At 39.9% G+C, this 26,682-nt stretch carries 27 protein-coding genes; 3 read left to right on the top strand and 24 right to left on the bottom strand.

Features of this window, described 5'->3' with window-relative positions; genetic code table 11:
• Window position 1: 1 nt before the first annotated feature.
• The 9 genes from OMU_RS01905 to OMU_RS01875 form a co-directional block, all read right to left on the bottom strand.
• Window positions 2-337 (bottom strand): PadR family transcriptional regulator, encoded by a 336-nt coding sequence (locus OMU_RS01905; RefSeq protein WP_016178296.1) that lies wholly within the window; start codon window positions 335-337, stop codon window positions 2-4.
• Window positions 338-444: 107 nt separating this feature from the next.
• A complete protein-coding gene (locus tag OMU_RS01900) occupies window positions 445-1,671 on the bottom strand; it encodes a DUF1015 domain-containing protein (protein WP_016178295.1) in 1,227 nt (408 codons plus the stop codon).
• A complete protein-coding gene (locus tag OMU_RS01895; protein WP_016178294.1) occupies window positions 1,671-2,858 on the bottom strand; it encodes a 3-phosphoglycerate dehydrogenase family protein in 1,188 nt (395 codons plus the stop codon). The genes OMU_RS01900 and OMU_RS01895 overlap by 1 nt, the downstream gene beginning before the upstream one ends.
• Window positions 2,859-3,941 carry a 3-phosphoserine/phosphohydroxythreonine transaminase gene (serC, locus tag OMU_RS01890; RefSeq protein WP_016178293.1) on the bottom strand — a complete coding sequence of 361 codons (1,083 nt, stop codon included), beginning with the start codon at window positions 3,939-3,941 and terminating at the stop codon, window positions 2,859-2,861.
• A 685-nt stretch (window positions 3,942-4,626) separates the two neighbouring features.
• On the bottom strand, window positions 4,627-5,562 hold the full coding sequence (locus OMU_RS01885) for a hypothetical protein (protein ID WP_016178292.1): 936 nt from the start codon (window positions 5,560-5,562) through the stop codon (window positions 4,627-4,629).
• A gap of 374 nt (window positions 5,563-5,936) precedes the next feature.
• A complete protein-coding gene (locus OMU_RS01880) occupies window positions 5,937-6,509 on the bottom strand; it encodes a helix-turn-helix domain-containing protein (RefSeq protein ID WP_016178291.1) in 573 nt (190 codons plus the stop codon).
• 142 nt (window positions 6,510-6,651) lie between these two features.
• Entirely contained in the window at window positions 6,652-6,888 is a 237-nt protein-coding gene (locus OMU_RS23520; RefSeq protein WP_081638464.1) for a CPBP family intramembrane glutamic endopeptidase, read from the bottom strand.
• Window positions 6,889-7,099: 211 nt separating this feature from the next.
• Window positions 7,100-7,273 (bottom strand): hypothetical protein, encoded by a 174-nt coding sequence (locus OMU_RS23515; protein ID WP_208855694.1) that lies wholly within the window; start codon window positions 7,271-7,273, stop codon window positions 7,100-7,102.
• 144 nt (window positions 7,274-7,417) lie between these two features.
• On the bottom strand, window positions 7,418-8,044 hold the full coding sequence (locus OMU_RS01875; RefSeq protein WP_016178290.1) for a TetR/AcrR family transcriptional regulator: 627 nt from the start codon (window positions 8,042-8,044) through the stop codon (window positions 7,418-7,420).
• A 167-nt stretch (window positions 8,045-8,211) separates the two neighbouring features.
• On the opposite strand from OMU_RS01875, the gene OMU_RS01870 reads away from it, so the two are divergent.
• Both OMU_RS01870 and OMU_RS01865 read left to right on the top strand, forming a co-directional pair.
• Entirely contained in the window at window positions 8,212-8,913 is a 702-nt protein-coding gene (locus OMU_RS01870; protein WP_016178289.1) for an ABC transporter ATP-binding protein, read from the top strand.
• Window positions 8,913-11,165, top strand: a complete 2,253-nt coding sequence (locus tag OMU_RS01865; RefSeq protein ID WP_016178288.1) for an FtsX-like permease family protein — start codon at window positions 8,913-8,915, stop codon at window positions 11,163-11,165. Before OMU_RS01870 ends, OMU_RS01865 begins: the two co-directional genes overlap by 1 nt.
• Before the next feature lie 43 nt (window positions 11,166-11,208).
• On the opposite strand, the gene yjeM is transcribed toward OMU_RS01865, so the two are convergent.
• From yjeM to OMU_RS01840, 5 genes are all read right to left on the bottom strand, one after another.
• Window positions 11,209-12,696, bottom strand: a complete 1,488-nt coding sequence (gene yjeM, locus OMU_RS01860) for a glutamate/gamma-aminobutyrate family transporter YjeM (RefSeq protein WP_016178287.1) — start codon at window positions 12,694-12,696, stop codon at window positions 11,209-11,211.
• A 651-nt stretch (window positions 12,697-13,347) separates the two neighbouring features.
• The gene (locus tag OMU_RS01855) at window positions 13,348-14,946 is read right to left on the bottom strand and encodes a hypothetical protein (protein ID WP_016178286.1); all 1,599 of its coding nucleotides are present in this window, start codon (window positions 14,944-14,946) and stop codon (window positions 13,348-13,350) included.
• Window positions 14,939-15,697 carry an ABC transporter ATP-binding protein gene (locus OMU_RS01850; RefSeq protein ID WP_016178285.1) on the bottom strand — a complete coding sequence of 253 codons (759 nt, stop codon included), beginning with the start codon at window positions 15,695-15,697 and terminating at the stop codon, window positions 14,939-14,941. The genes OMU_RS01855 and OMU_RS01850 overlap by 8 nt, the downstream gene beginning before the upstream one ends.
• Window positions 15,698-15,910: 213 nt before the next feature.
• Window positions 15,911-16,399, bottom strand: a complete 489-nt coding sequence (locus tag OMU_RS01845; protein WP_016178284.1) for a prolyl-tRNA synthetase associated domain-containing protein — start codon at window positions 16,397-16,399, stop codon at window positions 15,911-15,913.
• A gap of 100 nt (window positions 16,400-16,499) precedes the next feature.
• Entirely contained in the window at window positions 16,500-16,973 is a 474-nt protein-coding gene (locus OMU_RS01840) for a GyrI-like domain-containing protein (RefSeq protein ID WP_016178283.1), read from the bottom strand.
• Window positions 16,974-17,127: 154 nt separating this feature from the next.
• On the opposite strand from OMU_RS01840, the gene OMU_RS01835 reads away from it, so the two are divergent.
• Entirely contained in the window at window positions 17,128-17,790 is a 663-nt protein-coding gene (locus OMU_RS01835) for a Crp/Fnr family transcriptional regulator (RefSeq protein WP_016178282.1), read from the top strand.
• A 2-nt stretch (window positions 17,791-17,792) separates the two neighbouring features.
• Here the strand turns inward: OMU_RS01835 and OMU_RS01830 are convergent, their stop codons facing one another.
• The 10 genes from OMU_RS01830 to OMU_RS01785 all read right to left on the bottom strand — a co-directional run bounded on the left by OMU_RS01830 (window position 17,793) and on the right by OMU_RS01785 (window position 26,635).
• Window positions 17,793-18,002: a hypothetical protein gene (locus OMU_RS01830; RefSeq protein WP_016178281.1), complete on the bottom strand. Its 210-nt coding sequence runs from the start codon at window positions 18,000-18,002 to the stop codon at window positions 17,793-17,795.
• A gap of 248 nt (window positions 18,003-18,250) precedes the next feature.
• A complete protein-coding gene (lpdD, locus tag OMU_RS01825) occupies window positions 18,251-18,634 on the bottom strand; it encodes a prenylated flavin chaperone LpdD (RefSeq protein WP_016178280.1) in 384 nt (127 codons plus the stop codon).
• Window positions 18,627-19,196, bottom strand: a complete 570-nt coding sequence (locus tag OMU_RS01820) for a UbiX family flavin prenyltransferase (RefSeq protein WP_016178279.1) — start codon at window positions 19,194-19,196, stop codon at window positions 18,627-18,629. Before OMU_RS01820 ends, lpdD begins: the two co-directional genes overlap by 8 nt.
• 9 nt (window positions 19,197-19,205) lie before the next feature.
• Window positions 19,206-20,678, bottom strand: coding sequence for a UbiD family decarboxylase (locus OMU_RS01815; RefSeq protein ID WP_016178278.1), 1,473 nt, complete (start codon window positions 20,676-20,678; stop codon window positions 19,206-19,208).
• 85 nt (window positions 20,679-20,763) lie between these two features.
• On the bottom strand, window positions 20,764-21,648 hold the full coding sequence (locus tag OMU_RS01810) for a LysR family transcriptional regulator (protein WP_016178277.1): 885 nt from the start codon (window positions 21,646-21,648) through the stop codon (window positions 20,764-20,766).
• A gap of 72 nt (window positions 21,649-21,720) precedes the next feature.
• Complete coding sequence (locus tag OMU_RS01805; protein ID WP_016178276.1) at window positions 21,721-22,287, bottom strand: NUDIX hydrolase; 567 nt, start codon at window positions 22,285-22,287, stop codon at window positions 21,721-21,723.
• 84 nt (window positions 22,288-22,371) lie between these two features.
• A complete protein-coding gene (locus OMU_RS01800; RefSeq protein WP_016178275.1) occupies window positions 22,372-23,223 on the bottom strand; it encodes an AraC family transcriptional regulator in 852 nt (283 codons plus the stop codon).
• A gap of 73 nt (window positions 23,224-23,296) precedes the next feature.
• On the bottom strand, window positions 23,297-24,448 hold the full coding sequence (locus tag OMU_RS01795; RefSeq protein ID WP_016178274.1) for a pyridoxal phosphate-dependent aminotransferase: 1,152 nt from the start codon (window positions 24,446-24,448) through the stop codon (window positions 23,297-23,299).
• A gap of 20 nt (window positions 24,449-24,468) precedes the next feature.
• On the bottom strand, window positions 24,469-25,191 hold the full coding sequence (locus OMU_RS01790; protein ID WP_016178273.1) for an amino acid ABC transporter ATP-binding protein: 723 nt from the start codon (window positions 25,189-25,191) through the stop codon (window positions 24,469-24,471).
• Window positions 25,184-26,635: an ABC transporter substrate-binding protein/permease gene (locus OMU_RS01785; RefSeq protein WP_016178272.1), complete on the bottom strand. Its 1,452-nt coding sequence runs from the start codon at window positions 26,633-26,635 to the stop codon at window positions 25,184-25,186. Before OMU_RS01785 ends, OMU_RS01790 begins: the two co-directional genes overlap by 8 nt.
• Window positions 26,636-26,682: the final 47 nt, after the last annotated feature.

Genomic DNA, 26,682 nt, shown 5'->3' with positions numbered 1-26,682 from the left:
GTCACTCCCCCGAGTAGATGTCCATTAGACTTTTTTGCATTTCCTTCCATGCTTCAAACAACTTATCCTTAACCATTTGACCTTTTTTGCTGATCGTATAATACTTCCGCGGTCTGCTTTTAGTGGTATCCCAATCACTTTCCAGCAGCTCCTGCTTTTCCAGCCTTCTCAGCAATGGATAAAGCGTATTGGCCTCAATCTCCATTCCTCGCTCCTGCAATGTCTGCAAAAGTGCATATCCATAGTGAGGCGTATCCAAGCTGCCTAGTACAGCCAAAACGAGATTTCCTCTTTTTAATTCTGTCACATAGTTCTGAACAATATCCTTATCCGGCATATGATCACCTCTTCACATCCATTATACTGTGCCACGCACATTATAGTCAATAAAATAATGTCGTGAAATAGAAAAACTCTCGAAAAATCACTTTCGAGAGTTCACGCTTATTTAGTTTCTAACTCATGTAAGAACAATCCGCTCAACAGCTTCGGTTCGAACCATGTTGACTTCGGCGGCATAATTTTTTTCGCATCTGCCACCGCTAAAAGATCGGTCATTTGTGTTGGGTACATTGAAAAGGCTAATTTCCAGTCGCCTGAATCCACAAGCTTTTCAAGCTCTTCCGTCCCGCGAATCCCACCAACAAAATCAATTCGTTTATCGGTACGAATATCCATAATCCCGAAAATCTCTTCCAACACAAATTTCTGCAGCAAGGCCACATCTAATTTTTCTACTGGATCAGTCGGAACTTTTTCCGGTTTGATTCTTAAGGTATACCAAGCTGTTCCATCATATAACTGGCATTCGCCGGCTCTTTCAGGCTTTTTGATACCCGTTTTAGTTACTTGATAATTTTCTGCTAAACGATCCAGGAAATCGGATGGTGGGGCTACCTTTAGTACACGGTTGTATTCCCAGATGGCTAATTCGTTCTCAGGAAAGATAATCGACAGGAATTGCTCAGTTTCAGGATTTTGTTCGCCAGATTGGCGTTTCTCTAAGCCGATTTTTACTGCTGATTCTGTCCGGTGATGGCCGTCAGCGATATACAAGGCGTCTACTTCTGAAAATAGCTCCGTCAATTGATCAATCGTTTCAGTTTGATCAATTACCCAAACACGATGCATCACCTCATGATAGCTGGTAAAATCATATACCGGCTGGTGATCTTTTTGCCAGGTTTTAATGATCGTTTGGATTTCCGACTGTGGACGATAACTTAAGAAAATCGGGCTCGTATTGGCATCACAAGTACGTATATGGTTCATACGGTCAATTTCTTTTTCATGACGAGTAAATTCGTGTTTTTTAATTTTTTCATCAATGTAATCACTAATTGAAGTACACGCAACAATCCCAGTTTGGCTGCGACCATTCATCACTAATTCATAGAGATAAAAACAGTCATCTGACTCTTTGAATAGCCAGCCCTTTTCCAAAAACTCCGCCAAATTTGCTGCTGCTTTTTGATAGACCTTTTCATCATAGGGTGAAAGCTCTGTTGGCAGATCAATTTCCGCTTTATCGATATGAAAATAGCTGTAGGGATTATCCGCTGCTAAGTCTCTGGCTTCCTGTGAATTAACAACATCATAGGGCAAGGCAGCTACTTTATCAGCCAAGTCTGTTGCTGGACGTACGCCTTTAAAAGGATGAACCTGAACCATTAAAATTCACTCTCCTCATCCCGCTTGATTGCGCGAACACGAACAATGCCTTCATTTTTACTTAATTGCTCTACAATCGCCGCGATTTTATCAGGATTTGTCTCTGAAACATCTACTAAAGTATACGCATGGTCATCTTTTCCGCGATTCACCATATTATCAATATTAACATCTAAAGAGGCAATTTCAGAAGCAATCAACCCCAGCATATTCGGTACATTACGATTGATAATCGTGATTCGATAAGGTGATTCAAAGGCCATTTCAACATTTGGAAAATTAACCGAACGCTTAATGACTCCTGTTTCTAAGAAACGCTTTAAACCGCGAGCAGCCATTTTGGCACAGTTGACTTCTGCTTCTTCAGTTGATGCGCCTAAATGCGGCAAAACAGTAATCTTATCGTTATGAAGTAATTTTTCTTCCGCAAAGTCAGTGGTAAAACCAGCGATACGATCTTCATTGACTGCTTTTACCACTGCATCCGTATCGACGATCTCTCCCCGTGCGAAATTTAATAAGCGAGCGGTTTGTTTCATTTGCATCAACTCTTCCGTGCTGATTAAATGATGTGTTTGCTCAGTCAACGGAACATGAATCGTGACGAAATCACAATTGGTCAAAACTTCCTTCAAATCTTTTGCCCGTTTTACTCGGCGAGAAATACTCCACGCCGTATCCACTGATACATAAGGATCGTAACCTGTAACTTCCATTCCCAAACGATAAGCATCATTGGCTACCATCGCTCCGATCGATCCAAGTCCGATAACACCAAGCTTCTTGCCTTCTAATTCCGTTCCAGCAAACTGCGATTTTTGAGCCTCTGCTTGTTCATCAACATTGGCTCCTTCTAATGTCTGCACCCAACTGATCCCTTGAACCATTGGTCGGACAGATAATAATAAGCTCGCAATCACCAATTCTTTTACCGCATTAGCATTCGCCCCCGGTGTATTAAACACCACGATTCCTTTTTCCGTACATTCTTTTACAGGAATGTTATTCGTACCAGCCCCCGCACGAGCAACTGCTAAAACTGATTCAGGAAAATCATAATCATGCAGTTTTTGACTGCGTAAAATAATACCATCTGGTTCTTCGCTTTCATTAATACGGTAATTTTCATTATCTAACCGCGCCATTCCTTCCGGAGCAATCGCGTTGAATGTTTTAATCTGAAACATCTATTTCCCTCCATTTTCCTTCTCAAACTCTGCCATGAACGCAACCAAGGCTTCCACTCCTTCGATTGGAAAGGCATTATAAAGACTCGCACGCATTCCGCCAACAGAACGGTGTCCCTTTAAGTTTTCAAAACCTTGAGCCAAAGCGGCCTTATTGAAGGCTTTGTCCAACGCTTCATCCCCTGTCACAAATGGAATATTAGTGATTGAGCGGCTGTCTTTTTCCACTGGACTTTTAAACAAACTTGATTGTTCAATCGCGGTGTATAGTAATTGTGCTTTTGTTTGATCCTTCGCTGTAATTCCCGCAACGCCTCCTTGCTCCTTCACCCATTCAAAAACAAGCTTCGCGATATAGATTGCATAAGTCGGCGGTGTATTATAAAGAGAGTTATTCTTTGCTTGCAGCGCATAGTCCAACATTGGTGCGAAAATTGCTTCTTGATTGAGCAGGTCTTCACGAATGATCACGACCGTAAGCCCAGCTGGACCAATATTTTTCTGTGCACCTGCATAAATGACACCGAAATCTTCGACTTTATAATCGTTGGCTAAAATATTTGAAGACATGTCCGCAACTACTGGGACTTTGCCAAAATTCGGAATCTGCGCAAACGCTGTTCCTTCTATCGTATTATTTGTTGTAATATGCACATAAGCGGCATCTTGATCCACCGTTTCTGGCAGTTCAGGAATGTAGGTAAAATTCTTATCTTCACTTGAAGCAATTACTTCTACCTCAACATTATCCAGTGCTTTTGCAGCACTAATAGCTTTTTTCGACCATGAACCTGTATTTACGTATAAAGCTTTCTTTCCTTGTGCCAGATTCAACGGCAGCATAGTAAATTGCAAGCTCGCACCGCCTTGTAAGAACAGAACTTTATAGTTTTCTGGAATAGCCATGAGTTCTCTCATTAAGGTTTCAGCCTCTTGGATGATCTCTTCAAATAAGGAGGAACGATGACTCAGCTCCATCACCGACATGCCGCTATTTTTGTAATCAAGCATTTCGGACTGTGCGATCTCCAACACAGCTTTTGGTAGTACCGCGGGACCTGCAGAAAAATTGTAAATCGTCATACTTATTCTCTCCTTTTTCCTATTATGAAAAATATTTATCCATCAGCCCTTTACCATTGACCTTTAAAGCCTAAAGTCACAATGATAACTTGCTTTAAGATGTGATGACAATTATAACAGATGTAACTAAATGATAAAAGCCTAATTTTAAATTAATTACACTGTAATTTGATGGGTTTTCAGAAATTCCCACGTTTCTTTACATGAGGTTTGCTTACAGAAAGACTTGAAAAAAATGAAACGTTCACCAGAAATAGCATATTAAAAAAGCTCTCACTCCGTAATCTACACAGAGCAAAAGCGTCTATTTGTTCTTTGTGCTACATATTGTCACAAACTGTAAACTGACAGTTGCTACAAAAAGTAGCTTTATGAGGCCTGAAAGAAAATTTTGTACACTAATTTTATCGTAAAGGAGTTTAAAGGAAGGTGGGATTTTTTGAAAATAGGAAATAAATTGAAGAATCTGCGTAACGCGAACGGCTATAATACACAGGAGGAAATATTTTAATGGAAGTCTGCAATATGGGTTTCCACCTTATACCGGTATTCTTAGAGAAACCAGCCTGAAAAAAACTAGCCACCCAATCAAATCGAAGAGAAAGCGAGGATAACCCTGTTTGAAGTTCTTATTTTAAACACTTGAGGGCATGACAAAGAAGACTATCCTAATGAAACGAAAAGTCTATTTTCTTTTCTTTTTTCGCTTGTTATTGCCGGTGGCCGATTTAGTTTTTTTGCTACTCTTACCTACACTTGTAGTTTGAGTTTGTCTATTTTTGAATCGGTTTATCAAACTCATTGCTGACAATTGCTGCCCGCTCAAGTGTCCAATGTTGTTTGAGGATTTCTTTCTGGGTATTTTTTCTTGCAAAACAGCTTTTTCTTCCACCGCTAGATTTTTAGTCAACAGTCCCGGCCCAGCGGAATCTTCTAAGTAATCATTGGACGTATTTTGCCGAGATACTTGAGCATCTATCATTTCTTGTGCTTCAGCCGAACGCTCAACAAATAAGACATGGACATCCTCGATAGTTTTACCCTTTGGCAGGTATGCTTGAACTAAAACCACTAATTCTGTCTCACTTAAAGTTCGCGGATCGAATCCATGTGGTACCATAATTTTCAGTTCTTCTCTGTCTACTTCAGTACTTTGTTCCACTGGTTCTTCTAGCTTCTCATTCTGTGGTTCTTCATAATGTTTGACATTTGTCGTTTTAAAGCAGTCAAAGGTCATAAATTGGGAAAATTGACGGACTTCTTTATTTTTGAAGATAGTCAGTTCAGTCAATAGCTTGAGCAAAACGGCTATTTCCTCCTCTTTTCTTTGCGGATCTACATCCTTCAATGTCCATTTATGCTTTCTTCCGTTTGCATCTTTAAAAATCGAGATCAGATTGTAGCTGTCTAAACAATCCTCAGCTTGCGATGTAGTTACGGCATATAAGTATTTAACGGCTGAACGATAACACTCACTGGATTGATAGTACTCCTTTTTATTATTAAATAAGCGATGAACTACGGCATCCCAATCGCCACTTTTTTTGAAATAAGGCTTAAACAGACTACTGAACCGACGCAATACATCATTTGGCTCGGCGGTTAAATAAATATTTGTCACTAATTCCTGGCAGATAAAAGAAAAGTCACTAAAGACCAGCGCATTCCTAACTAAAATCGCTACAATACTTTCTATAATGTTCGTTGCATCATGGGTGTTGTTATAGTATTCATTGACCTTTTTTCTAGGCTTGCCCTTTTCATGGTAAAAATTTGGCGTTTTCCTAATGGCTTAATAGTTGATTTTACAGTCATGCTTGCACGCTCCTCTTCATCCATTCTGATTGTCTGTTTACATAAAAATTTTACCGCTTTTTGATAAAAATTCCCAATCCGTAATTTTTATTTTTTTTAAAACGATACAATCAAGCAAAAGGTATAAAAAAGTGCCCGAAACCTGATAAAATCAAGCTTCAGACACTACTTTTGATTTACTTAAAACATCCCACTAAGCCACAAACTAGCTAATACTACTGCCATTACAGTTATTGTAAATACAATAACGATCACTGTTTGAGAAAGAAAATCTTTTCCGAAGCTTCGCTCTTTTCTTCTCTCCTCTACATCTTCACATTCCATATAAGCGACAATCTCTTTATAAGTTTTGATATTTTTCTCTTTTTTTATTTTCTCGATTTTAAGCGCCGCCCACATGCCAACTAGCCACAAGACGAACGGGATCAAAAGTCCTATATTCCCAAATAACTTCCAAACAGGTCCGAATAAAATCGCTGCTGCCCCAATTGTTCCCAACATGATATAGCTGTACCTGTTCATCTCGTCTTTTTTAATCACATTTTTCATAGTTTCCACGTCTCCTTTGACAAGTTCATCTAAAGTTACGTCAAAAAGAACACTCAGCAATAACAGATTATGAATATCTGGATAGCTTCGTTCATTTTCCCAATTTGAAATTGTTTGACGAGAAACGTAAATTTTCTCTGATAATTCTTCTTGGGAAAATCTTGCTTCTTCCCTCAATCGTTTAATCTGTTTGCTTAAATTCATCTCATCCGCTCCTTCATCCTCACCATAAGACCTATTGTGGTTTCCCACTAGCAAAACTCTTTATCATAGGCCCTTTTTCCCTTGTCAAAAGTCTTTATCACTCTTCTAATCCCTTATTTAACAGTATTTATACTTAAAAAACTTACCGTCCAAAGATATTCATCGCACCATGCAGTAGCATGGTTGAATAGCAATTTTTCGTTCGCCAGCGTAGCAATCCTAGAACCAACCCGTAGCATAACCCGGTAGTGACTTTCCAGAATAATGCCTCTATTAAATTCGAATCCACCCACAAAGCAATAGAATCAAAATAGCCTAAATGCCAGATTCCAAATAATACTGACGACACTAAATAAACCGCTGATTCTCGGTTAAAAATAACAGATAACTGTTCTCAAACATAACCGCGGAAGATCGACTCTTCAAAAATCGGGGTAATAATGCTGCTATAGACTAAAAGAATAATTGCCCGAAATCCTTCCGTGAAATTTGATGGTGCTGTTAAAAACAAAAGTCAGAAGACTAGAGTTCCTACAAGATAAGATCGGCTGAAATTAGTTGGAAAAATACTCAGATCAATCTTTATGGTTCTAAAAAAGTACTAGAAAGAGTCCCGTCAAAAGAACCATGGCGCTCATGGAAATTAGTCGATCCGAGAAATCTGTTGGTGGCACAAACAGAAAGCAAAGCTGCTTGATACCAAGACTTAGTAATTGAATACTTATTAAAGCAGCAATTATTTTTAAAATCGTTCTTATTTTCATTTATTCTTCCTTTATCACTATCAAAGCAGCAGCACAACAGTAAACGATCAATAATCATTATGATGAGATATTCAACCTTTATCCATGTTGAATACAACTATTTCATCCTCATATTAAAAATCATCATTCAATTAAGATTCCTTCTTATGAGAACTTATCTTCACCACGTTCGATGGATTCAAAAATTGTAATCGGTGGTGTAACCATGCATTTAGAGATCACTTGAGCGATTTCCTCTGGGGATTCTTTCGCACCATTTCTTATCCAGCGTTTAACAATCGCAATCGCTCCATGATAAATAAATTCCTGCTGTAGTTTTTCCAATTCTGTAAATTCATGAGGATTTAAGCGAATTTTTTTCTGAACAGCGGAAATATAGGCTTCTTCCAATTTTTCAATAAAATGTGGACGCCCATGCTCTCCAAGCAAGGTTTGAGCCGTCTCTTTTCGTTCGTATAAGAAATTCATCACAACCAGACACGCTTCCTTGAAAAATCGCTCTACGTGCATCCGTCCATAAACATCGATTTTTTCTGTCACCGCCCAACCAACGTGATCATTCAGTACCTGCGCAAAATTGGCGTAGATCTCCTCTTCCACTTCTTCCAAAACCGCATACTTGTCTGGAAAATGATGATAAAACGTTCCGCGATTGATTTTGGCTTGTTTTGACAGATTCGCTACAGTGATTTTTTCAAAGCCGATTTCATCCATCATTGAAAAGAAAGTCTCGATGATGTGTAACTTCGTTCTATCCGTTTTATTCGACATTTTTTCCCCCAACAATTTGACTTGATTTGTTGATTTTTTGAACACTGATTCAAAAAGTGATTAACTTTTGAACATACCTTTCTTTATTGTTCATTGTCCAACGCCTTATTTCAGCTTAAACTATGAATCAAGAAAAATCAACACAGTGTTCAATTAGGAGGATTCTTATGAATTATATTCAAGCAGTAAAGCTAAAAAAGAACTATCAAACAGCGACAGCAGAAATTCCCGCGTTGATAGATCTTTCCTTTTCGCTCGATAAAGGCGATTTTACAGTTATTCTGGGGCCCAGTGGTTCTGGTAAAACTACTTTATTAAATCTTTTAGGCGGGATGGATCAGCCCACCAGCGGTGAACTATTCGTTCAGCAGGAGCCGATTCATCGTTACATGGAAAAAGAACTATCAAATTACCGGCGGAAAAATGTCGGATTTATTTTTCAATTTTATAATCTGATTCCCACGTTAACGGCATTAGAGAATGTCGCTATCGCTCAAAAACTTGCCAAAGACTCCTTTCAGGCAAAGGATATCTTGGAAAAGGTTCAGCTCTCCCATCGATTAACGAACTTTCCGCAAGAGCTTTCTGGAGGTGAGCAGCAGCGTGTCTCAATCGCGCGTGCTGTCTGTAAAAATCCTCAGTTGATTTTGTGCGATGAGCCCACGGGTGCATTAGATAGTGAAACAGGAAAGCAAGTCCTGCATTTACTAAAGGAAATGGCCGTCAAGCATGGTCACACCATTATCGTGGTCACCCATAATGCCTCGATCGCACAAATTGCAGATCGCGTCATCCATTTAAAGGATGGCAAAATCATTCAAAATACTCGTCAAGAACATCCGCTAGAGATTGATGAGGTGAAGTGGTAATGGTTCGTAAAACCTTTCGTGATCTTCGCAAAAACTGGATCAGCTTTCTCTCCGTCTTTTTAATGAGCTTTATTTGTCTATTCATTTTTACGGGTATTTTCCATCTGAGTCAGCAAATGGACGCAACTGGAAAGCAGTTCTCAAAAAATAGTCATTTAGCTGACAGTGCATTAACCATTACAAGTTTCAGCAATCCAAAGGAACAACAAACGAAGAAATTGACCAATGTTTCGCAAGTGACCCGCAGATCAATCGGATACTATCAAAACAATCATTTTTCCTTATCTATCCTAACCTTCAATCACTCTTCCATCAGCAAACCACAGGTGATTCGCGGAGCAAAGCTTTCGCAGCGGACTGGGATTTGGTTGGACGAGGACTTTTTCCAAGCGAATAATTACCAGCTTGGTGATGATTTCTCAATTGAAAAGCAGCAGTACAAAATATTAGGAACCATTCGGCAGCCTGAATTTATCTATCACACGGAGAATGAGGACCAGCCGCTACCAAATCATAAAAAGAGCGGGTATGCGTATTTGTCGGAACAAAGTTTTAATCACTTGCAAATAATTCCTACCCGTCAGCTTTTATTGAAAACAACTGGAGACAACAACACCCCTTGGCTGGAAAATGAGCTATCAGATATTTGGGGAAATAATTACCAGCAATTGAACCAGACACATGACGGGACCGGTCTTTCCATCTTTTTTGACCGTGTGACTCAGATTCAACGTTTAGCTTTTCTTTTTTCAAGTCTGTTTTTATTATTGACGCTAATCACTGTAGAAGCGACAATGCGACGGTTCGTTAAACAGCAGCAATTACAAATCGCCGTTTTGAAGGCTCAGGGATTTAGTCGCTGGACAATTCTGTTTCATTATTTATCCTTTGGTGTGATCGTAACTTTATTAGGGTCAAGCATCGGCTGTTGTTTGGGACCAAAGCTGCTCTCGCCTGTTTTATTATCCGCAATTGGCAATCAATTCTCTGTCCCTGACTGGTTAGAGGTACAAACAACTTTGGGTTATGCAGGCATTGCACTGATTACTTTGCTTAGCATACTGATTACCTTAATTCCCGTTTTGCCGCTTGTAAGACAGCTTCCGGCGTTCATTATGCAAAAGCAGTCAAATCAACGATTTAAACGGGTTTGGCTGGAACAAACCAATGTTTGGTCTTACCTGCCTTTTTCTCTGCAATGGACGCTGCGAGATATTCAAAGAAATATTCGCCGGGCCGTATTAGGGGTTTTTGGTGCACTGGGCTGTATGCTTTTACTTATTGCCGCTTTTGGAATCAAGGACTCCATTAATTTCTCTCTAGACTCTGTTTTTAATGATACTTATCACTACGAGGAAAAAGTCAGTTTCAAAAAGCCTTTGACTGTTCAAGAAAGAAAATCGACAGTTCAGTCTCTCTCAACCGATTATCAATGGCTAGAAAAGCAGTCAGTAAAGCTATTGAATGATTCAAAAGAACAGACCGTACAAGCTACGATTGTTTCCAATGGCAACCAGCTGAACTTACCTGAAGTTGATTTGAAGGATTTGACGGGCAACCAGGTTTTTCTTTCTGAAGCATTAGCAAAAAGGCTGAATATTCAAGCAAAAGCGACAATTTATATCAAATTGCAGCAGCAGATTATTCCAGTGTTTATCAAAAGATTGATACCCATTTCATCGCCACAAGGACTATTTTTTTCTCAAAAAACCTGGGAAAATTTGCAGCAGCCCTTCGAACCTCAAAGCCTTTTACTGCCGAAGAACAAAACGGTGATCGAATCCCCTTTGATTACCAGCAGAAACGAAAAGCTTCAACAATTCAAGGACTCTCAAAAGCTGATTGACGGCATTCTTATGATTGTTTCTTTATTGATTTTAGCAGCATTGACCTTAGGAATTACGATTATGATGAACTGTCATTTGCTGATTTTTTCCGAACGTTTTATTGAATTTGCTACGCTAAAAGTGTTAGGCTTTACAAAACAGGAAATCCTTTCATTGTCGTTTTTAGAGACCTCCTTATTAACACTATTGGGCTGGTTGTTAGGTGTCCCTGCCGGACGGCTGTTTCTCAATGCTTATGTAGCAATGGTTTCGACTGACCAGCAGCAGTACTTGCCGCATATTACATTTCAAAGTATGATGATTGCTAGTCTTGTCTTATTTATCTGTATGTTGTTGGTTCAACTGTATTTAAATCGCCGAATCAATCGAATCGATTTTGCTACCGCTTTGAAACCAGCCGAATAAAAAAATCTCCTAGCGTATCATTTTACGCTAGGAGATTTTTATTTTATTCAGCTTTTGAACGGCGTACATAGTTTTGGTAAAGGATAATACCAACTACAGTAAATCCAACTGGACCTGCGATCATCCATAATGTATCGCGAGCGCCAGCACCTTCGATGATTGGTTGGAAAATCGTGAAGACATTCGCACCCAATACTAATAAGAAGACGACAACACTGATGATCATTGTCATGCTCTTAGACTTGTACACTTCAAACGGACGATCCAAACCTTGTTTTTGCTTGAATTTAGGGAACGCATAAATCAAGAACAAGTAAGGCAATGTCATTGAAACGTTCGCCATCAATGTCAAAATATTGTAGAATGCTGATGGATCTGGTGTAGCGAATGAAGCGATCAAAATAATCGCAACAACGATCGCACATTGAACCCACATAGCAAAGCTTGGCATTCCATTTTCATTCAATTCAGTAAATTTCTTAGGCCATAATTTTTTCGGTGTTCCCATAATCAACGTCTTCAATGGTGAATACGTCAATGTAAAGAACGCACCGCTATATGCTAAGAACATACCTAGACCAGTATAACGAGCAAACCAATTACCCATACTGATGGCAGCGCCGTGTCCTAGACCCATCGCATCACCTAAAACGTAACCTAAGTTATTCATCATTACATAAGAAATATTTCCTAAGTTGGTTGAATCACCAGATAAAACATCTTGCCAATTGGTACTTACACCCCATAAGAAGATCCCTAATGCATAACCAACAGAGATGATCAATGCAGAAAGTACGACACCTTTAGGGAAAGTTTTTTCAGGGTTCTTAGTTTTATCAACCATGCCCCCAACAGCTTCCAAACCACCATAAGCAAAGATTGCGAATACCGCGAATCCTAACAAGCCGATTGGGCTTTGATAGCTAGGATTTGGTGAATGTAAAATGTGGTTAAATGGTTGCGCTAAATGCCCCCCATTTAATACCAAAATAATACCAGAAATTACGATTAAAACAACGTTTAAACTTGTTACCGCAATCCCACCTAAGCTAGTGATTTTAACGATTCCCTTGACCCCTTTAATTGAGACCAACGTTACGATGATCATCCAAACACATGCCAGCAAACCAACTACTTGAGTCGAGTTCATACCCAACATATGTAATTTTTGCGTTTGATCGCTCCCAGCAAATGCTGTGGTAAAAGGAATCCAAACTTTAGATGATGTAGAAACCATCCAGACAACGTAAGAAGCAAACCACATAAACGTTCCGATAAATGCAAAACGTGGTCCTACGCTGACCTCCAGCCATTTGTACATCCCACTATTTTCGCCTTTGATCGTTGAACCGAATTCCGCCATCATCAATGCAAATGGAATAAAAAATAGAATTGCTGCGATAACGTAAAAGACGATTGATCCATAGCCCATTAAGTAAAAGGCTACTGGTCCGTTAGCAAACCCAAATACCGAGGTAAAGATCATCATGACTAACGCAACCAATGTCATGCCTTTCTCTGATTTGGCCATTGAAACCACTCCTATTCAATTTTTCTAGGGTCTTTATTACGTTTGTGTTTCAATCTTGAAATTAGTTATTAATTGAACAAGAACACTGTAAATATAAGAAATCCCTAAATGATACTTTACAATGAAAAAAGACAGAGTGCAAGAATGGTGAAAGTCATTGAATATTCTGACAAATTGCATCAAAACAATTACGAAAGCTGAAAATCTACGCAACAAATTAAATGATAAAATAACTAGATTAAGAACAATTGAAATGAGTGATTTTAACTTGTTTTTTTATTGTATTTTACTTTTCCTTCTAAAGCACGTTATATCAAACTTAATATCAATATTCAAAAATTAGAAAGCGCTACCTATTGATCTGTAAATTTTTATTTAAAATTAAAAAAATACAGCTAAAGGTTTGTGTACTCTCTTCTGAATCTTTATTTAAATGAGGATTAATTTTGAAAGGATTATTTTCATCGTCTTTTTATGATAATTAGATTTGAATTATTTTATCTAAATACCATTTTATACTCAGCGTTAATCCGTCTAAACCTAAATATACTTTAATTTTAAATCCGCATTTCTATTTCGATAATTTATTTATGTAAACTTTTATCCATAAAAAAAGAACCTTGCGTTAAGGTTCTTTCTTTACCTTTATAATCAGTCATTTAACTTCTTCCAAAAATTATTTCGGTTGATTAATAGCCATGCCACGGACAGGATCGCCAACCAAATCATGACACCGCCATTTAGCAACACAGGATTAACGTTCATCATGACAGCGACTACATATAAAACGATCAGAATCGCACCAACAAAAAGCGAGCCAAACATCCAAATCATCAGACCATAGTTTCCCACCCCTCGTGTGAAAAGTTGGCTGATATTGGTCCATGTCACATTCAACAAACGATAATCTCGGCTAAAAAAGTGAAGTGATAACAGATATGTTCCCCATAATATCCCTGCTATAAAAGGCAGTGATAAGAATATCGGAAACCGCAACACAACAGCTATCAATATACCTACTCCGCCAGCAATCAGCATCTGGATTTTACAGCCAACCCAGAATTTTTGACGAAGATATTTCTCTAGCGACAACGGAAGAGATTGAATAAAAGAAAAATTCTCACGATCCAATGAGATCAGATTACTGACAAAAGAGGTTTGATTAAGCATAATCGTCGCAAAAACAATCCCCGCCACAAAGAATACCCCCATAAACTTTGGCGTTAAGGTTTGTAAATTGATCGGACTCGTAGTTACTATTGTCCCAATCATCACAATTGGCATAATTAATGATGAGGTCAAGACCTGCATAATCAAGTTAGGATTTTTCAGTAATTGACGATTGTAGCTTGCCAACAGCTGCTTCAACGATTGATCGGTTTTTCGTTTGCGTTTTGTTGCCGCAGTATGGGAAGCCTCATCGCTGAATTGTTCGTATAAGCTAGGAATTACGAAAAATTTCAATGCCAGCAAAAGTAATCCCGTCACAGCCAACAATACAAGCAAAGTAATAAGTCCAGTTACCGAAAACAGCTCGTGCATAACCCGGTAGAACGGTAGAAAAACCGAAAACGCATGTCTATCGGCTATACCCGTGCTGGAATGATCGACAGAATTTTGGGTGAAATTGATTGCTAAAACCCCGCCAACAGAAACAATCATGGAAAAGCCCAGCATTAAGCTGGTAAACAGCTTTTTATGTCGCCGAAACAGCTTTGTTTTTGTCATTCCAAAAACAATTAAGCTACATAGACTAAATAATAATGTAAAGAAAATAATGAATAGCAGAATAGCTCCCACTACCGCGATTACGATGGAATAGCCGCTTTTATAGGACGTCAGGAAAAATAAAATTAACAACGGCAATAGAAACGGTACAATTGTCATCCCAACTGCCAAAAACTTGGCGACAAAGACCTCCCCTTGCTTGATTGGCAAAGGCAAATAATCCTGCAAATCTTTACTTTCAAAAAAGACATTAAAAATCGCTGAAAGTGATTGGGAGAAACCAATCAAAGCAAATAGCATCATATAATAAGTAAAAAAGCCAGGCAATTTTGAAAAATCAATCATCACCATAGTTGCTCCATAAATCAACAGAAAGATTACCCCAGACATTAAATACTGTTGAACGATACTACGAATGACTTTCTTGCCCTTATGCCCTTTTTTTCGAATTTGATTGGTGGAAGATGGATTGACATACAGCATGTTGACTGCAATCAAGCGTTTGATGATTTGACTATTCATGGGCAGGCTCCTCAATTTCAGTAATCAAGTCCCCATCAGCTTGGCGTCCAGCCATTTTGAGGTAGACTCTTTCTAGCGATTCATTTGGATAATCCTGCAATAAATTGTCCACGGAACCGTTATAGATCAGCTCACCTTTTTTCAAAATTGCCAGTTCATCACACAATTGCTGTGCAGTGTCTAAGACATGCGTCGAAAAAATCACTGTATTGCCCTTTTCGGCATGGCGTTTAATCATTTCCTTCAAATCAAATGCAGCCTGCGGATCTAAGCCCTGCAACGGTTCATCTAAGATCCAAATATCGGGATCTGGCAGTAAGGCTCCAATAATGATCGTTTTTTGCCGCATGCCATGAGAAAAGCTTTCCAATGTTTCATCTTCGTGACCAACTAAATCAAATAAATTGATCAGCTCTTGTCGGCGATGCTCCTGCCCCTTCAGATCATAAGCAGCTGAGATTAAATCCCAATACTCATTGGCTGTTAATTGTAAAAACATATCTGGCGAATCCGGTACATACGCGATCTTCTTCTTAATTGCTAATCGATCCGTCTTCAAATTCTTTCCATCAAACAAAATCTCACCACTCGTAGGCTCAATAATACTCACTAAACTTTTGATCGTTGTCGATTTTCCTGCCCCATTATGGCCTAAAAAGCCGAAAATCTCACCGGCCTTAATCGTTAAACTTAAATTATCTAACGCTTTTTTCTGATCATATATTTTTGTTACACCTTTTAATTCAATCATTTTGTCGCCCCCTTATTCATTCACTATACGAGAAAAGCTTCGCCATGACAATAAACGAAAAGAAAAAAACACTCAAAAGAGTGCTTTAAGCTGCGACCTAATATCTTTAAAAAATAGATACATCTATGCGTAATTTAACGCAAAAAAATCTGAGAAGCTAATTTTAAAACACCCAAGTTCATTTGAGTCACGTTACTATGAAGGACATGAAATCTAAAGGTGAACAACCGTTACTTGATTTTCATGCTCTTTAACAATCGCGACTAAATCCTCTGTTTTTAACCATACAGTTGCTGTATTATCGTTCGGATGAACACCAATAAGTCCTGGTTCTTCAAAGAAATCAGCATCAATAAAGAAGTGTACTTTGTGTTCTGAATCATTTAAAATTCCAAAAGGGCTCACCGCGCCTGGAATTAATCCCATCACTTCCATTAAATCATTCTCCGATGAAAAAGATAATCGTCGCGTGTTGTTTTCCTTTTTGAATTCTTTAAGATCGACCCTTTTGTCGCCTTTAACAGTAATTAGATAAAAATTTCTTTTTTTATCATCACGGACAAAAAGATTCTTCGCATCAGCTTCTGGGTATGGCAACGCAACCTCGGAAAGTTCCTCCATGTTGTATACAGCCTGATGTTCTGTCACTTCAAACCAAATATCCTTTTTGCTAAGATAATCCAAAATCTCATTTTTATTCACAATGCTTCCTCCTAACGATCAGTTATGAATAGTTAAAGTATATCACATCCAAATACAGATAAAAAATGAATATTTATAAATACAGTTTTAATTAGACCCTTTAGTCTTTTAATGGAATCCAAAGCTCAATAATTGAACTGCTTCGATTCCAATGAAATCTTTCGTCATATTTTTCAAAATGTAAAAAGTTCGTTTGTTCCAAGTTCAAACCAAGCTTGGGAATCAGCTTCTGGTAAATCTCTTCATATGTAGCGTAGATTTGGTCCATCGCACCTTGATGCTCCACAACCAAATATTTCCCCGCAGGAATATCCTTCAAAATGAATTTTGTTGGATTCGCCTTCATTTTTGGGATCGCACAATAATAATAAAGCTGCCCATCTCGCCGTTCCATAAACGCATACTTAGTCCAATTTCCAGTTTGTTGGTTTAATCCATTGCTTTTAAGCTGATAATTAAAACGCGGCCAAAATGATAGACTGCGTTCAAGATTCTTGCTTTTTTGATTTGTCAGCGCCAGTTCTAGTCCAGTAACAGAAAAGGACGCTAATTCTTTTAGCTTATACTTGATCATATCACGACAATCCTTTAATCGTTTTCAATTAGTTTAACTGAAAGATCCGAGAAAAGAAATCGCGAAAAGTAAAAATAGATCTTAAAGCGCCTTTCAAACTTGATTCATAGTAAAATATTAAGTGAAGACCATTATAGAAAAAAAGGGTGATGAAATGGTAGGAAAAGTGGAAAAGCTGCACCGCGAAATACTCGATTATTATGGTTTATTGGAGCATGAATCGATTTGTGAAATTCGGCATTTTGGTACGGGAGAAGAAATATATAGTCAAGGTGTGGAATACAAGCATCTGACGATCGTAGTTTCAGGAAAAGCCAAAGTTTGCGTCAGTGCTCCGAATGGCAAAGACTTGATTTTAGCTCATTATCTTTCTAGAGGGTTGATCGGACACGCGGAATTAATGACTGGGATGAAGTATGCGACCGCCTCCGTCATGACGCTCTCGCCTTTTGAATGTATCCTGATCCCTTTTCAGAGTAAACAGGACAATCTCTTTAAAAATCTGACCTTCATGACGAGAATGACCGAGGATTTAGCGTTGAATATGATCCGAGATTCCTACAACTTTACTTCGAACGTTTTATTTAGCGGCGAGCAGCGACTATGCTCCTATATTGCTCAAGGGGCTTATAAGGATTTTTTCTTTGATCGTTTAACAGATGTCGCCGCGACGGTGGGAATCAGTTATCGGCATTTAATGCGTTTATTAAAAAAATTAGCTGAGGATAACATTTTAAAAAAGGAAAATGGCGGCTTTCAGATTATTGATATGACGCAATTGAAAGCTCGCTCGGCTGAAGGTATACAGGCTAGGTAGTGTTAACTAGCCTGCTTCCATTTGCAATCAGCTTTAGAGTCAGTATTTTCTTGTTGCTGCATTTTGATGGCAGTCGCTAAGATTTGTTCTTTCCGTTGTGCTTCAAGTTCATTGATATGTGCCCAATAGTTTACTTTTGCTCGGGCTTTTTGTTGCTTTCTAACAGCCATAAGCCCAGCAGCAATAAGAATCAATAGTATAAGAATTATCATTTTCAGCACCTCCTATACCCTTATTTTATGGCTTTTGGCGGAAACCAATTAGGACATATGTCACATTTTGCAGGATTTTTTAAACTTGATGGAAATCTTTTTTTAAAATCAGAAGAATCATGCATACGATTCTGCTGAAGAGTCTGTTCACTATATTCAAGAAAATCAATAATTAGAGCTCAAGCCTAACAAACTGGGAAAAGCAGACCTCGCAAAAAACTGCCTAACAACAGCTAGGCAGTTTGAGATTATTTATATAACGGTTCTTTGGTTAGCTCGTGGTCACTGATCCAAAGAACGAGTTCGTCCGCAAGCTCTTCTGTCATCGGAAACGATGCTTCGATCTGTTCTTTTGAGATATGATCCACATGTACGCCCGCTGTAATGACACAATTTCCCGGAATTATTGATTGAATCCTTCCCAATAATATCTTCGCCAGAACATCATCTTTGTGAAATCGGCCATCATGACTGGGAAAACGCTGAAGCTGTGTATCTCCTGAAAAAGTCGTTACCGTACCGATATGCGGCGTATCACCGCCATAAAGACACAGCAGCAGATCATTCCCAATCCATTCGGCTTTAAGTGTGATTTCGTAGTCGGCTTTTTTGATAGTAAAGAGTTTACTCACTGTCTTTCCACCGCCTCGAAACGTGGTTTTCGATGCCTAAAGCGTCCATCAGCTTCATTGATTGATGGGCCACGAGATCATCGATTGTTTTTGGCTGGCTGTAAAATGCTGGGATTGGCGGGATGATTTGAACTCCTAATCGGGCTAATTTGGTCAGGTTTTCAAGATAGATCGCATTCAGCGGTGTTTCTCGCGGCACTATGACCAATTTTCTTTGTTCCTTCAACGTCACGTCAGCAGCTCGCGAGATCAAGTTATCGCCAAACCCCATCGAAATACCTGCGACAGTTTTCATACTGGCTGGCACGATCACCATTCCATCCGTTAAAAAGGAGCCACTGGCGACCGCAGCACCTAAATCACGATTGCTATAATGATAATCCAGCATCTCTTCAAATTCTTTCAAGCTAACATCGGATTCCAACTTCAGATTTTGCTTTGCCCAATCACTAATAATCCCATGCGTCTCGATCGTTGGATCAGCTTTTAGACGTTTGATCAAATCAATGGCGTAGATAATGCCAGATGCACCGGTAACTCCAATCACGATTCTTTTTTTCATCTGCTTCACCTACTCCAAATATTTTTTCCAATCCGTGACTTTTTTGAATTCCGCCCGAATAAAATCATTCTTCAAATCAAATGGCACCGTACCGTCCAAGATCGTTTTACTGCTCATACCGCGGAAACGAATCGACGCCGGATTATACTCTGGCCGTTCTGAAGGATCTAACGGATGATTGCGCATTCCCGGCAGCACGATAATGTCCTTGTCACCTTGGAAACGAGTATTCAAAGTCCACATCACATCGTTCATGTCGAAAATATCGACATCGTCATCAACCAAAATGACGGTTTTTAATTCTTTAAAAGCTGAAAGAGCTAAAATCGCCGCTTGGCGTTGGATTCCTTCATCGGCTTCTGTTTCTTTATGGATCTGTAAAATCGACATTAGCTTGCCTCCGCCTGCTGGAGGATTATAGACGTTCGTTACTTTCCCGGGAATCGCCTTGTCAACTAAATCCAAAATACTGGCTTCAGTAGGAATTCCCGCCATCGATACATGTTCTTCGGATGGTCCAATCGTCGTCTGCATGATTGGTCGATCTTTGCGATGCGTGATCGCTTTGACTTTCACGACATTGACAGCAGGATTAGCATCGCCGTTATAACCAGGAAATTCCGGCATCGCCTTGCCAGTATTCGTATTGATATCCTCTTGGATCGTTTCGTGAGGTAAAATCTCTGCTTCGATAATAAATTCCGAACGGGCGATCCCAACTTCATCCACTGCAACGCCATCCACTAACTGAACAGGCTCCTGACGCAATGCGCCAGCGATCCACAATTCGTTGTAGCCCAGCGGTGTGGTTGGCGGCTCGAAGGTCGTGCCGATGGAGATTGCTGGATCTAATCCAATATTGATCGTGATCGGCATCGGCTTGTTCAATGCTTCATACTGTTTTTGAAAATGTCCGATGTGACGGCCGCCGGGCATGATATACATCCCGATCGTGTCTTCATCCTCCAACACCATCCGATGAATCGTAACATCGCTCATACTTTTATCCGGATCAGAGCCAAAAACAACGCCCATTGTAATATAGGGTCCAGCATCATATTCTGTATTGGTGGGTGCTGCTAAAATTTTGCGAATGTCAAAGCCTTCATCACTGGCTAAATGTACAACTTCTTGAGCCGGTGCTTCAGCTTTGGTCACTTTTACTGGCTTAACTGGATTTTGAACAGAATCCTTCAACAAACGCCCTAGATGTTTCGGATCGTGATGCAGGATCTTACCGACACGGTCGCGGCTGGCGATAATGCCGATCAACACTCGGGTATCTGGGAACCCCTTGACATTGTTGAACATCATAGTTGGTCCTTCTTGCGTCGGGCGTTTGACCGTGCCGCCCGCTCCGATATAACGATAAACCCCGGAAAGCTCTGCATGAGGATTGACCTCTACATTCGTTTCGTGATACTCTCCTGGCATTTCCTGTAATTCAGCTAAAACCTTTCGTAAATCATAAGGTGTCGACATAAAAAAAGCCTCCTTGTATTGTTTGATTCAATAAGCTAAGTTTAGGCTCATCAAAGACACAATACAATTCAGCTTTTTGGTTTTATTATTCCACATTGGAATATTTATCTTGCAAATACTTTAAAAATAATTTAGGTGCCGGAGCATCGGCTTCTTCTGAGAGATAAAAATACAGGTAACTTTCCTGCGTCGGTGCGATTTCGCGTAGAACTAATTGATCTGACAGCGAATTACCTAATGATTTTTCCATGATTAAGGAGATGCCCAATCCTTGCTCGATCATTTTCAAAATCAAATCGATCCGGGTTCCCTGATAAGTAACTTGCGGTTCAAACCCGACGCTGTGACACAACTCCATCACCGAATAATAAGCTTTAGATGCTTGGCCCAGCAGCAAAAAGTTTTCAGCCTGCAAATCAGAAAGAGTGATTGTCGAATTTTTTGCTAAAGGGTGTGCTTTCGGCAAGACCGCCACAAAATGATCCTCTTCTGTTGTGATGTAGTTCTGAGCATTTAATTTATCTAATGAACGAAAGAAATACACACTATTCTTTTCTTCCAGCGGGATACGATCCATCGCCATTGCTTCAGATTCCTGCAAGTTCAAGTGAACCTCGGGATGCTGCCGCAAAAAGCTCGTTAATAGATCAAAGCCCAAATAGTTCGGCATCGTCGGAATTGTGTGAATTGTTAAGACCCGCTCCTTTTTCTCTCGATGTTTAGTTAAATTCGCTTCTAAAATCTGATAATCAGTCACGATCCTTTTGACATCCTCCAAGATCAATTGTCCGTCTTCTGTCAGCTTAATCTGGCGATTGCTGCGATCAAAAAGCTGGATTCCCAGTTCCTTTTCCAATGCGTTGATCTTTTTTGAGACATTGCCCTGTGTCATAAAATTGCGCTCTGCTGTTTCCGTATAGTTCAAGGTCTCAGTTAAATCAAGAAAGAGCGTTAATTTTTGCTGATCCATTTCGTCACTCCATTCCATTCAGGAATATTTTAACGCAGACAATCGCCTAAGCCAAATGGCTGGGCAAAAGGATTATTTTTTGAGCGATAGAGCCTTTGCCACCATCTGATGATAATAAACCTTCATCGCCTCTTCAGTAACTTTCTGGTCAATATCTGTAACAGCGATCCATCTCACATCACTGTTTTCATCTTCTTTGATTTTGAAGGTTTGATCTTCCTGCGCCATAAAAAGATAAGTCGTATTAATATGATTATGTTCCTTAATATACTGACCATTTTTATAATGCGCCGGAACTGGTAAGATATTAAAGGCGAACAAGCCATCATGCAGTAAATGATACTCCTTGATTCCAGTCTCCTCTTCTAATTCCTTTTGAGCTACCAACAACAGATTTGCGCAGCCATCCGCATGTCCGCCTGTCCAAGAATAAGATTGATAAATATTATGATAGACCATCAATACCTTGTCATAAGTCGAATTAACTACCCAAGCTGAAGAGGAAAAATGATAGTCTGGATTTTCCCGCGTCAACAACTGCTCTTGAAATTGCAGTTTTTCCATAAACAGCTTTTTGTCCGCTGCTTCTTCCTCTGTATACGGTTCATATGCTTTGATTGTCTCAATGATTTCTTTCATTTTCCTCTTCCTTCCATAGTCATTCAACTAATTATAACAAGTAAAAAGCTGTGACTACAATTAGCCACAGCCCTTTATTACATTCTATTTTGGTCGAACCGGCAACCAAACCTGAAATTGCGCATTTTCTGGATTGGCATCCAAATACAATTCAATATCCGGCAACTCATCGTATTCGAACCCAGAAGTTGGCAGCCATTCTTGAAATACTTGCTGCTGCAACTCTTGAATCGCTCCTGGCATTGGCCCGGTCCCTGAGAAAACAGCCCATTTTGCGGCCGGAATTTCATATTGCGCGAATTCCTCGGTCGCTTCTTCATTGACAACGCCAATCACATATTCCCAAGCGTCCTGAACCTCTGAGGTCATCAAGCTAACACCTAAAACTCCTGGCGTTTCTTGATCCATCAGCGGCAGCAGCTTTTGCAGATCTCCGCTGGCACTGACTTCATTCCAAAATTCCGGAATACGCTTTTGCGCTACCTCCATGTCCTGCTCGATTTTCAAACCAAATCCAGTCACATGAAAAGCTTCTTTGTCGATTAGTTGATACTCCATTGCTTGCACACCCTTTACAGTCAATTTGAAGGTCAACATTGGATAGCTAGTCAATTTTACGCCTGATTGCTTGGCTTCCTTAGGTGTGATTCCGTGCACGCCTTTAAACACACGATTAAAGGAAGTTGGAGAATCGTAGCCATATTTCGCAGCAACATCAATGACCTTTTCACCTCGCTGCAAATCTACTCCTGCCAGACTCATCCTCCGGCGGCGAATGTATTCTCCCAACGTTACACCAGCAATATAAGAAAACATCCGCTGATAGTGATAGCTGGAGCATTGAGCTAATTGTGCTGCACTGTCCAAGTTGATCTCAGCAGCTAAATTCTCCTCCACATAAGCAATACTATTATTGAAATGATCTAACCATTCCATCCATCTTCCTCCTGTTTCTACTATAGTCTGACCAGTAAAGGAATACCTCTTAGAACGTGCCCGCTTTTGCGAGCTAAAAGTTTAATTTTTCTAAGCGATCAAAGGCTTCGGCTAAAACTTCCAACGACTGAGTTGCGGCCAATCGGATATAATTGTCGCCAACGGTTTCTCCAAAGGCTTTTCCCGGTACGAAGAGCACACCGCTTTTTTCCAAGACCTGTTCAACGAACGTCACTGAATCTAGGCCGCTTTTACTGATATTAATAAAAGCATACATGCTTCCAGCAACAGAAGGCAAGGATAAATAAGGAATTTCAGCAACCCTTTTTTCAATATAAGCCAAACGTTCCTTGAACACTTCAACGGTTGGCGGTACGAGTTCCTCATAATGTTTCAACGCATAGATTGCACCGCGCTGTGAAGCTGTTGGTGCAGAATACGTAATACTCTCATTGATCATTCCAGCAATTTGATTGATGTAAGCTGGCGCGATCATATAGCCTAAGCGCCAACCCGTCATCGCAAAGCCCTTCGATACACCGCTGATAGTGATGGTGTTTTCTGGAGCCAGACGAGCCATGGGTACGAATTTTTCTTTGAAAGCAAAATCCTCGTAGATTTCATCTGAAATAATAAAGAGCTCCTTTTCAATCGCAACTTCAGCGATTTGTTTTAAGGTATTCTCTGAAAAAACCGCTCCCGTTGGATTGTTTGGTGAATTAATAATAATCGCCTTGGTCCGATCAGTGATAGCCGCTTTTAAGTCCTCAACGTCTAACTGAAAGCCATTTTCTTCATAGGTAGGAACAAAAACAGGTTTACCTCCTGATAATACAACCTGTTCACGATAAGGTGAAAAATAGGGTTCATGAATAATCACTTCATCACCAGGATCAAGGAGCACCTGCATGACTAAATACATGGCATGCAATGCGCCAACAGTCGCCCGAACTTGATTGAGTTGGACGTGCAACCCGTATTTTTTTTGATAAAAATCAACGACCGTCATCAGAAATTCTTTGCTGCCATCTGGTGCTGTGTAGTTGGTTGCCCCCTTTTTCACGTCGGCATAAGCTGCTTCGATAATTGCCGGATCAGTAATCAAATCCGGATCGCCAATTGACAAATCAATAATATTTTCCTTTTCTTTAGCTAAAACGGCGATCTTCATCAGCAAATTTTCTGCCGGCTGCTGGAAGCGTCGCGCGAGTTTACTTTTGTCCATCCTGTGTCCTCCGCTTCTGTTTACAATACTTTATTTAAGAAATCTTGTGTCCGACTGTTTTGCGGGCGCTCAAAGATCTCCTCAGGGGTACCCTCTTCTTGAATGATGCCGTCTGCCATGAAGATCACACGATCCGCCACTTCCTTGGCAAAGCCCATTTCATGAGTTACCACTACCATGGTCATGCCTTTTTTAGCCAAATCCTGCATAACTGACAGCACCTCTCCGACCATTTCCGGATCAAGCGCTGAAGTTGGTTCATCAAAGAGCATCACATCAGGACTCATCGCCAATGCACGAGCGATCGCCACCCGCTGCTGCTGCCCGCCAGATAAACTAGCAGGATAACTAGTAGCCTTTTCCTTCAAACCAACTTGATCTAACAAGGCTAAAGCTTGTTCTTTGGCTTTTTCAGGGTCTTCTTTTTTTATTTTTACTGGTGTAATCGTTAAATTTTCTAACACACTCATATGGGGAAAGAGATTAAAGCTTTGGAACACCATCCCCATTTTCTGACGAATCTGATCAATATTACTGTCTGGAGCCGTAATATTTTGCCCTTCAAAAAAGATTTCACCAGAAGTCGGCTCCTCCAGCAAGTTCAAACAACGCAGGATCGTACTCTTCCCGCTTCCTGAAGGCCCGATGATGACCACCACTTCGCCTTCTTTGACCGTCAGATCAATCGACTTTAATACCTCGTTATCGCCAAAGCTTTTTGACAGTTGCTTTACATTAATCATTCAGACCCATTCTCCTTTCAGCAAAACCTAATAGACGAGAAGTGCAGAAGGTCAGTACAAAATAAATCAGCGAGACCAGCACATATGGCAGGAATGGCTTGAAGCTGGCACCTTGTACTACACCTGTTTGGAAGATCAGCTCCGACACTCCGATAACGGAAACGACAGAGGATTCCTTGATGATCGTAACGAACTCATTTCCCAATGCTGGCAAAATATTCTTAATCGCCTGCGGGAAGATGATGAAGCGCATCGCTTCTTTTTGATTCATTCCTAAAGAACGTGCTGCCTCCATCTGTCCTTTATTGACCGCATTGATCCCAGCTCGGACAATCTCAGCAACATAAGCCGCGCTATTCAAAGATACAGCGATACAACCAGCTAGTAATTTCGACAAATCTAAGCCTAAAACACCAGTACCGAAGTACACGATAAAAATTTGAACCAATAGCGGGGTGCCGCGGACGTACTCGATGTAAACCACTGCAAGAGCCTTTAAAAGCTTGCTCTTGCTTAGCTTCATCAACGCCAGCAAGCTACCAAAAATCAAACCGAACAAGACACCTACAAAAGCTAATAAGATCGTATATTTCGCGCCATTTAGATAATAAGGGCCATACTTTTGCAGGAAGGATTGCTCATCTTGGAACATCAATTCATTGGCTTCCTTTTGATAGCCCTTCAACAGATCCTTGTCATTGATTGTTTTGATGGATTCGTTGACATGCTTTTTCAATTCTGGTGTATTTTTCGACATCGCAATGGCAGTGACCTTTTCACCCTGTTCAAACTTGACAGGAGCTAAAGCTACGTTGTCGCTTTGCTGGACATAAGCCTCCGCGACAGGCTGCTCCAGCACTACCGCTTCGACTTTTTTATTCAATAAATTATTGATCAAGTCAGGAACCTTCTGAAGTGAAGTCGGTTCGGCACCAGTCATTTCATTTTTCACTAGATCTTCTTGCGTCGTTTGTTTTTGTGCACCGACTGCTAAACCATCAAAATCAGCAGTCGTTTTAAATTTATTCTTGTCATCTTTACGAACCAGTACTTTTTGTTGTACGACAAAGTACGGATCAGAAAAATCTACTTCTTTTAGGCGTTCCTCAGTAATAGACATACCAGAAATAACTAAATCGATCTTGCCGGTTTTCAATGCTCCTAATAGTGCATCAAAACCAAGCTCTTCAATTTTTAATTTTACGCCCATATCCTTTGCGATTTTTTCTGCAATCGAGACATCAAAACCAACAATTTTATCCTTGCCATCCACATCCGCATGGAACTCATAGGGTGCATAATCTGCGGATAATCCAACAACTAACTCCCCGCTTTGTTGAATTCGTTCATAGATTTCATCCTTCTCTGCTCCTTGTGCTTTTGCCGGTAATAAATTCAGCAGCATTAATAGCACTGTGAGTAATGCTCCAACTTTCTTTTTCATCCATTTCGCTCCTTTTGAATAATAATATAAGTATATGAATAATAAGA

The organism is Enterococcus avium ATCC 14025 (assembly GCF_000406965.1).
GTDB lineage: Bacteria > Bacillota > Bacilli > Lactobacillales > Enterococcaceae > Enterococcus_A > Enterococcus_A avium.
The sequence above is the reverse complement of the archived record's forward strand: the minus strand, read 5'-3'. Positions and strand labels throughout refer to the sequence as shown.

Bases quoted from the DNA above. Each gene is read 5' to 3' on its own strand.
- OMU_RS01905 (WP_016178296.1), bottom strand. From the start codon at position 337: ATGCCGGATAAGGATATTGTTCAGAACTATGTGACAGAATTAAAAAGA.
- OMU_RS01900 (WP_016178295.1), bottom strand. From the start codon at position 1,671: ATGGTTCAGGTTCATCCTTTTAAAGGCGTACGTCCAGCAACAGACTTG.
- OMU_RS01895 (WP_016178294.1), bottom strand. From the start codon at position 2,858: ATGTTTCAGATTAAAACATTCAACGCGATTGCTCCGGAAGGAATGGCG.
- serC (WP_016178293.1), bottom strand. From the start codon at position 3,941: ATGACGATTTACAATTTTTCTGCAGGTCCCGCGGTACTACCAAAAGCT.
- OMU_RS01880 (WP_016178291.1), bottom strand. From the start codon at position 6,509: ATGAATTTAAGCAAACAGATTAAACGATTGAGGGAAGAAGCAAGATTT.
- OMU_RS23515 (WP_208855694.1), bottom strand. From the start codon at position 7,273: ATGAAAATAAGAACGATTTTAAAAATAATTGCTGCTTTAATAAGTATT.
- OMU_RS01875 (WP_016178290.1), bottom strand. From the start codon at position 8,044: ATGTCGAATAAAACGGATAGAACGAAGTTACACATCATCGAGACTTTC.
- OMU_RS01870 (WP_016178289.1), top strand. From the start codon at position 8,212: ATGAATTATATTCAAGCAGTAAAGCTAAAAAAGAACTATCAAACAGCG.
- OMU_RS01865 (WP_016178288.1), top strand. From the start codon at position 8,913: ATGGTTCGTAAAACCTTTCGTGATCTTCGCAAAAACTGGATCAGCTTT.
- yjeM (WP_016178287.1), bottom strand. From the start codon at position 12,696: ATGGCCAAATCAGAGAAAGGCATGACATTGGTTGCGTTAGTCATGATG.
- OMU_RS01855 (WP_016178286.1), bottom strand. From the start codon at position 14,946: ATGAATAGTCAAATCATCAAACGCTTGATTGCAGTCAACATGCTGTAT.
- OMU_RS01850 (WP_016178285.1), bottom strand. From the start codon at position 15,697: ATGATTGAATTAAAAGGTGTAACAAAAATATATGATCAGAAAAAAGCG.
- OMU_RS01840 (WP_016178283.1), bottom strand. From the start codon at position 16,973: ATGATCAAGTATAAGCTAAAAGAATTAGCGTCCTTTTCTGTTACTGGA.
- OMU_RS01835 (WP_016178282.1), top strand. From the start codon at position 17,128: ATGGTAGGAAAAGTGGAAAAGCTGCACCGCGAAATACTCGATTATTAT.
- OMU_RS01830 (WP_016178281.1), bottom strand. From the start codon at position 18,002: ATGATAATTCTTATACTATTGATTCTTATTGCTGCTGGGCTTATGGCT.
- OMU_RS01820 (WP_016178279.1), bottom strand. From the start codon at position 19,196: ATGAAAAAAAGAATCGTGATTGGAGTTACCGGTGCATCTGGCATTATC.
- OMU_RS01815 (WP_016178278.1), bottom strand. From the start codon at position 20,678: ATGTCGACACCTTATGATTTACGAAAGGTTTTAGCTGAATTACAGGAA.
- OMU_RS01810 (WP_016178277.1), bottom strand. From the start codon at position 21,648: ATGGATCAGCAAAAATTAACGCTCTTTCTTGATTTAACTGAGACCTTG.
- OMU_RS01805 (WP_016178276.1), bottom strand. From the start codon at position 22,287: ATGAAAGAAATCATTGAGACAATCAAAGCATATGAACCGTATACAGAG.
- OMU_RS01800 (WP_016178275.1), bottom strand. From the start codon at position 23,223: ATGGAATGGTTAGATCATTTCAATAATAGTATTGCTTATGTGGAGGAG.
- OMU_RS01795 (WP_016178274.1), bottom strand. From the start codon at position 24,448: ATGGACAAAAGTAAACTCGCGCGACGCTTCCAGCAGCCGGCAGAAAAT.
- OMU_RS01790 (WP_016178273.1), bottom strand. From the start codon at position 25,191: ATGATTAATGTAAAGCAACTGTCAAAAAGCTTTGGCGATAACGAGGTA.
- OMU_RS01785 (WP_016178272.1), bottom strand. From the start codon at position 26,635: ATGAAAAAGAAAGTTGGAGCATTACTCACAGTGCTATTAATGCTGCTG.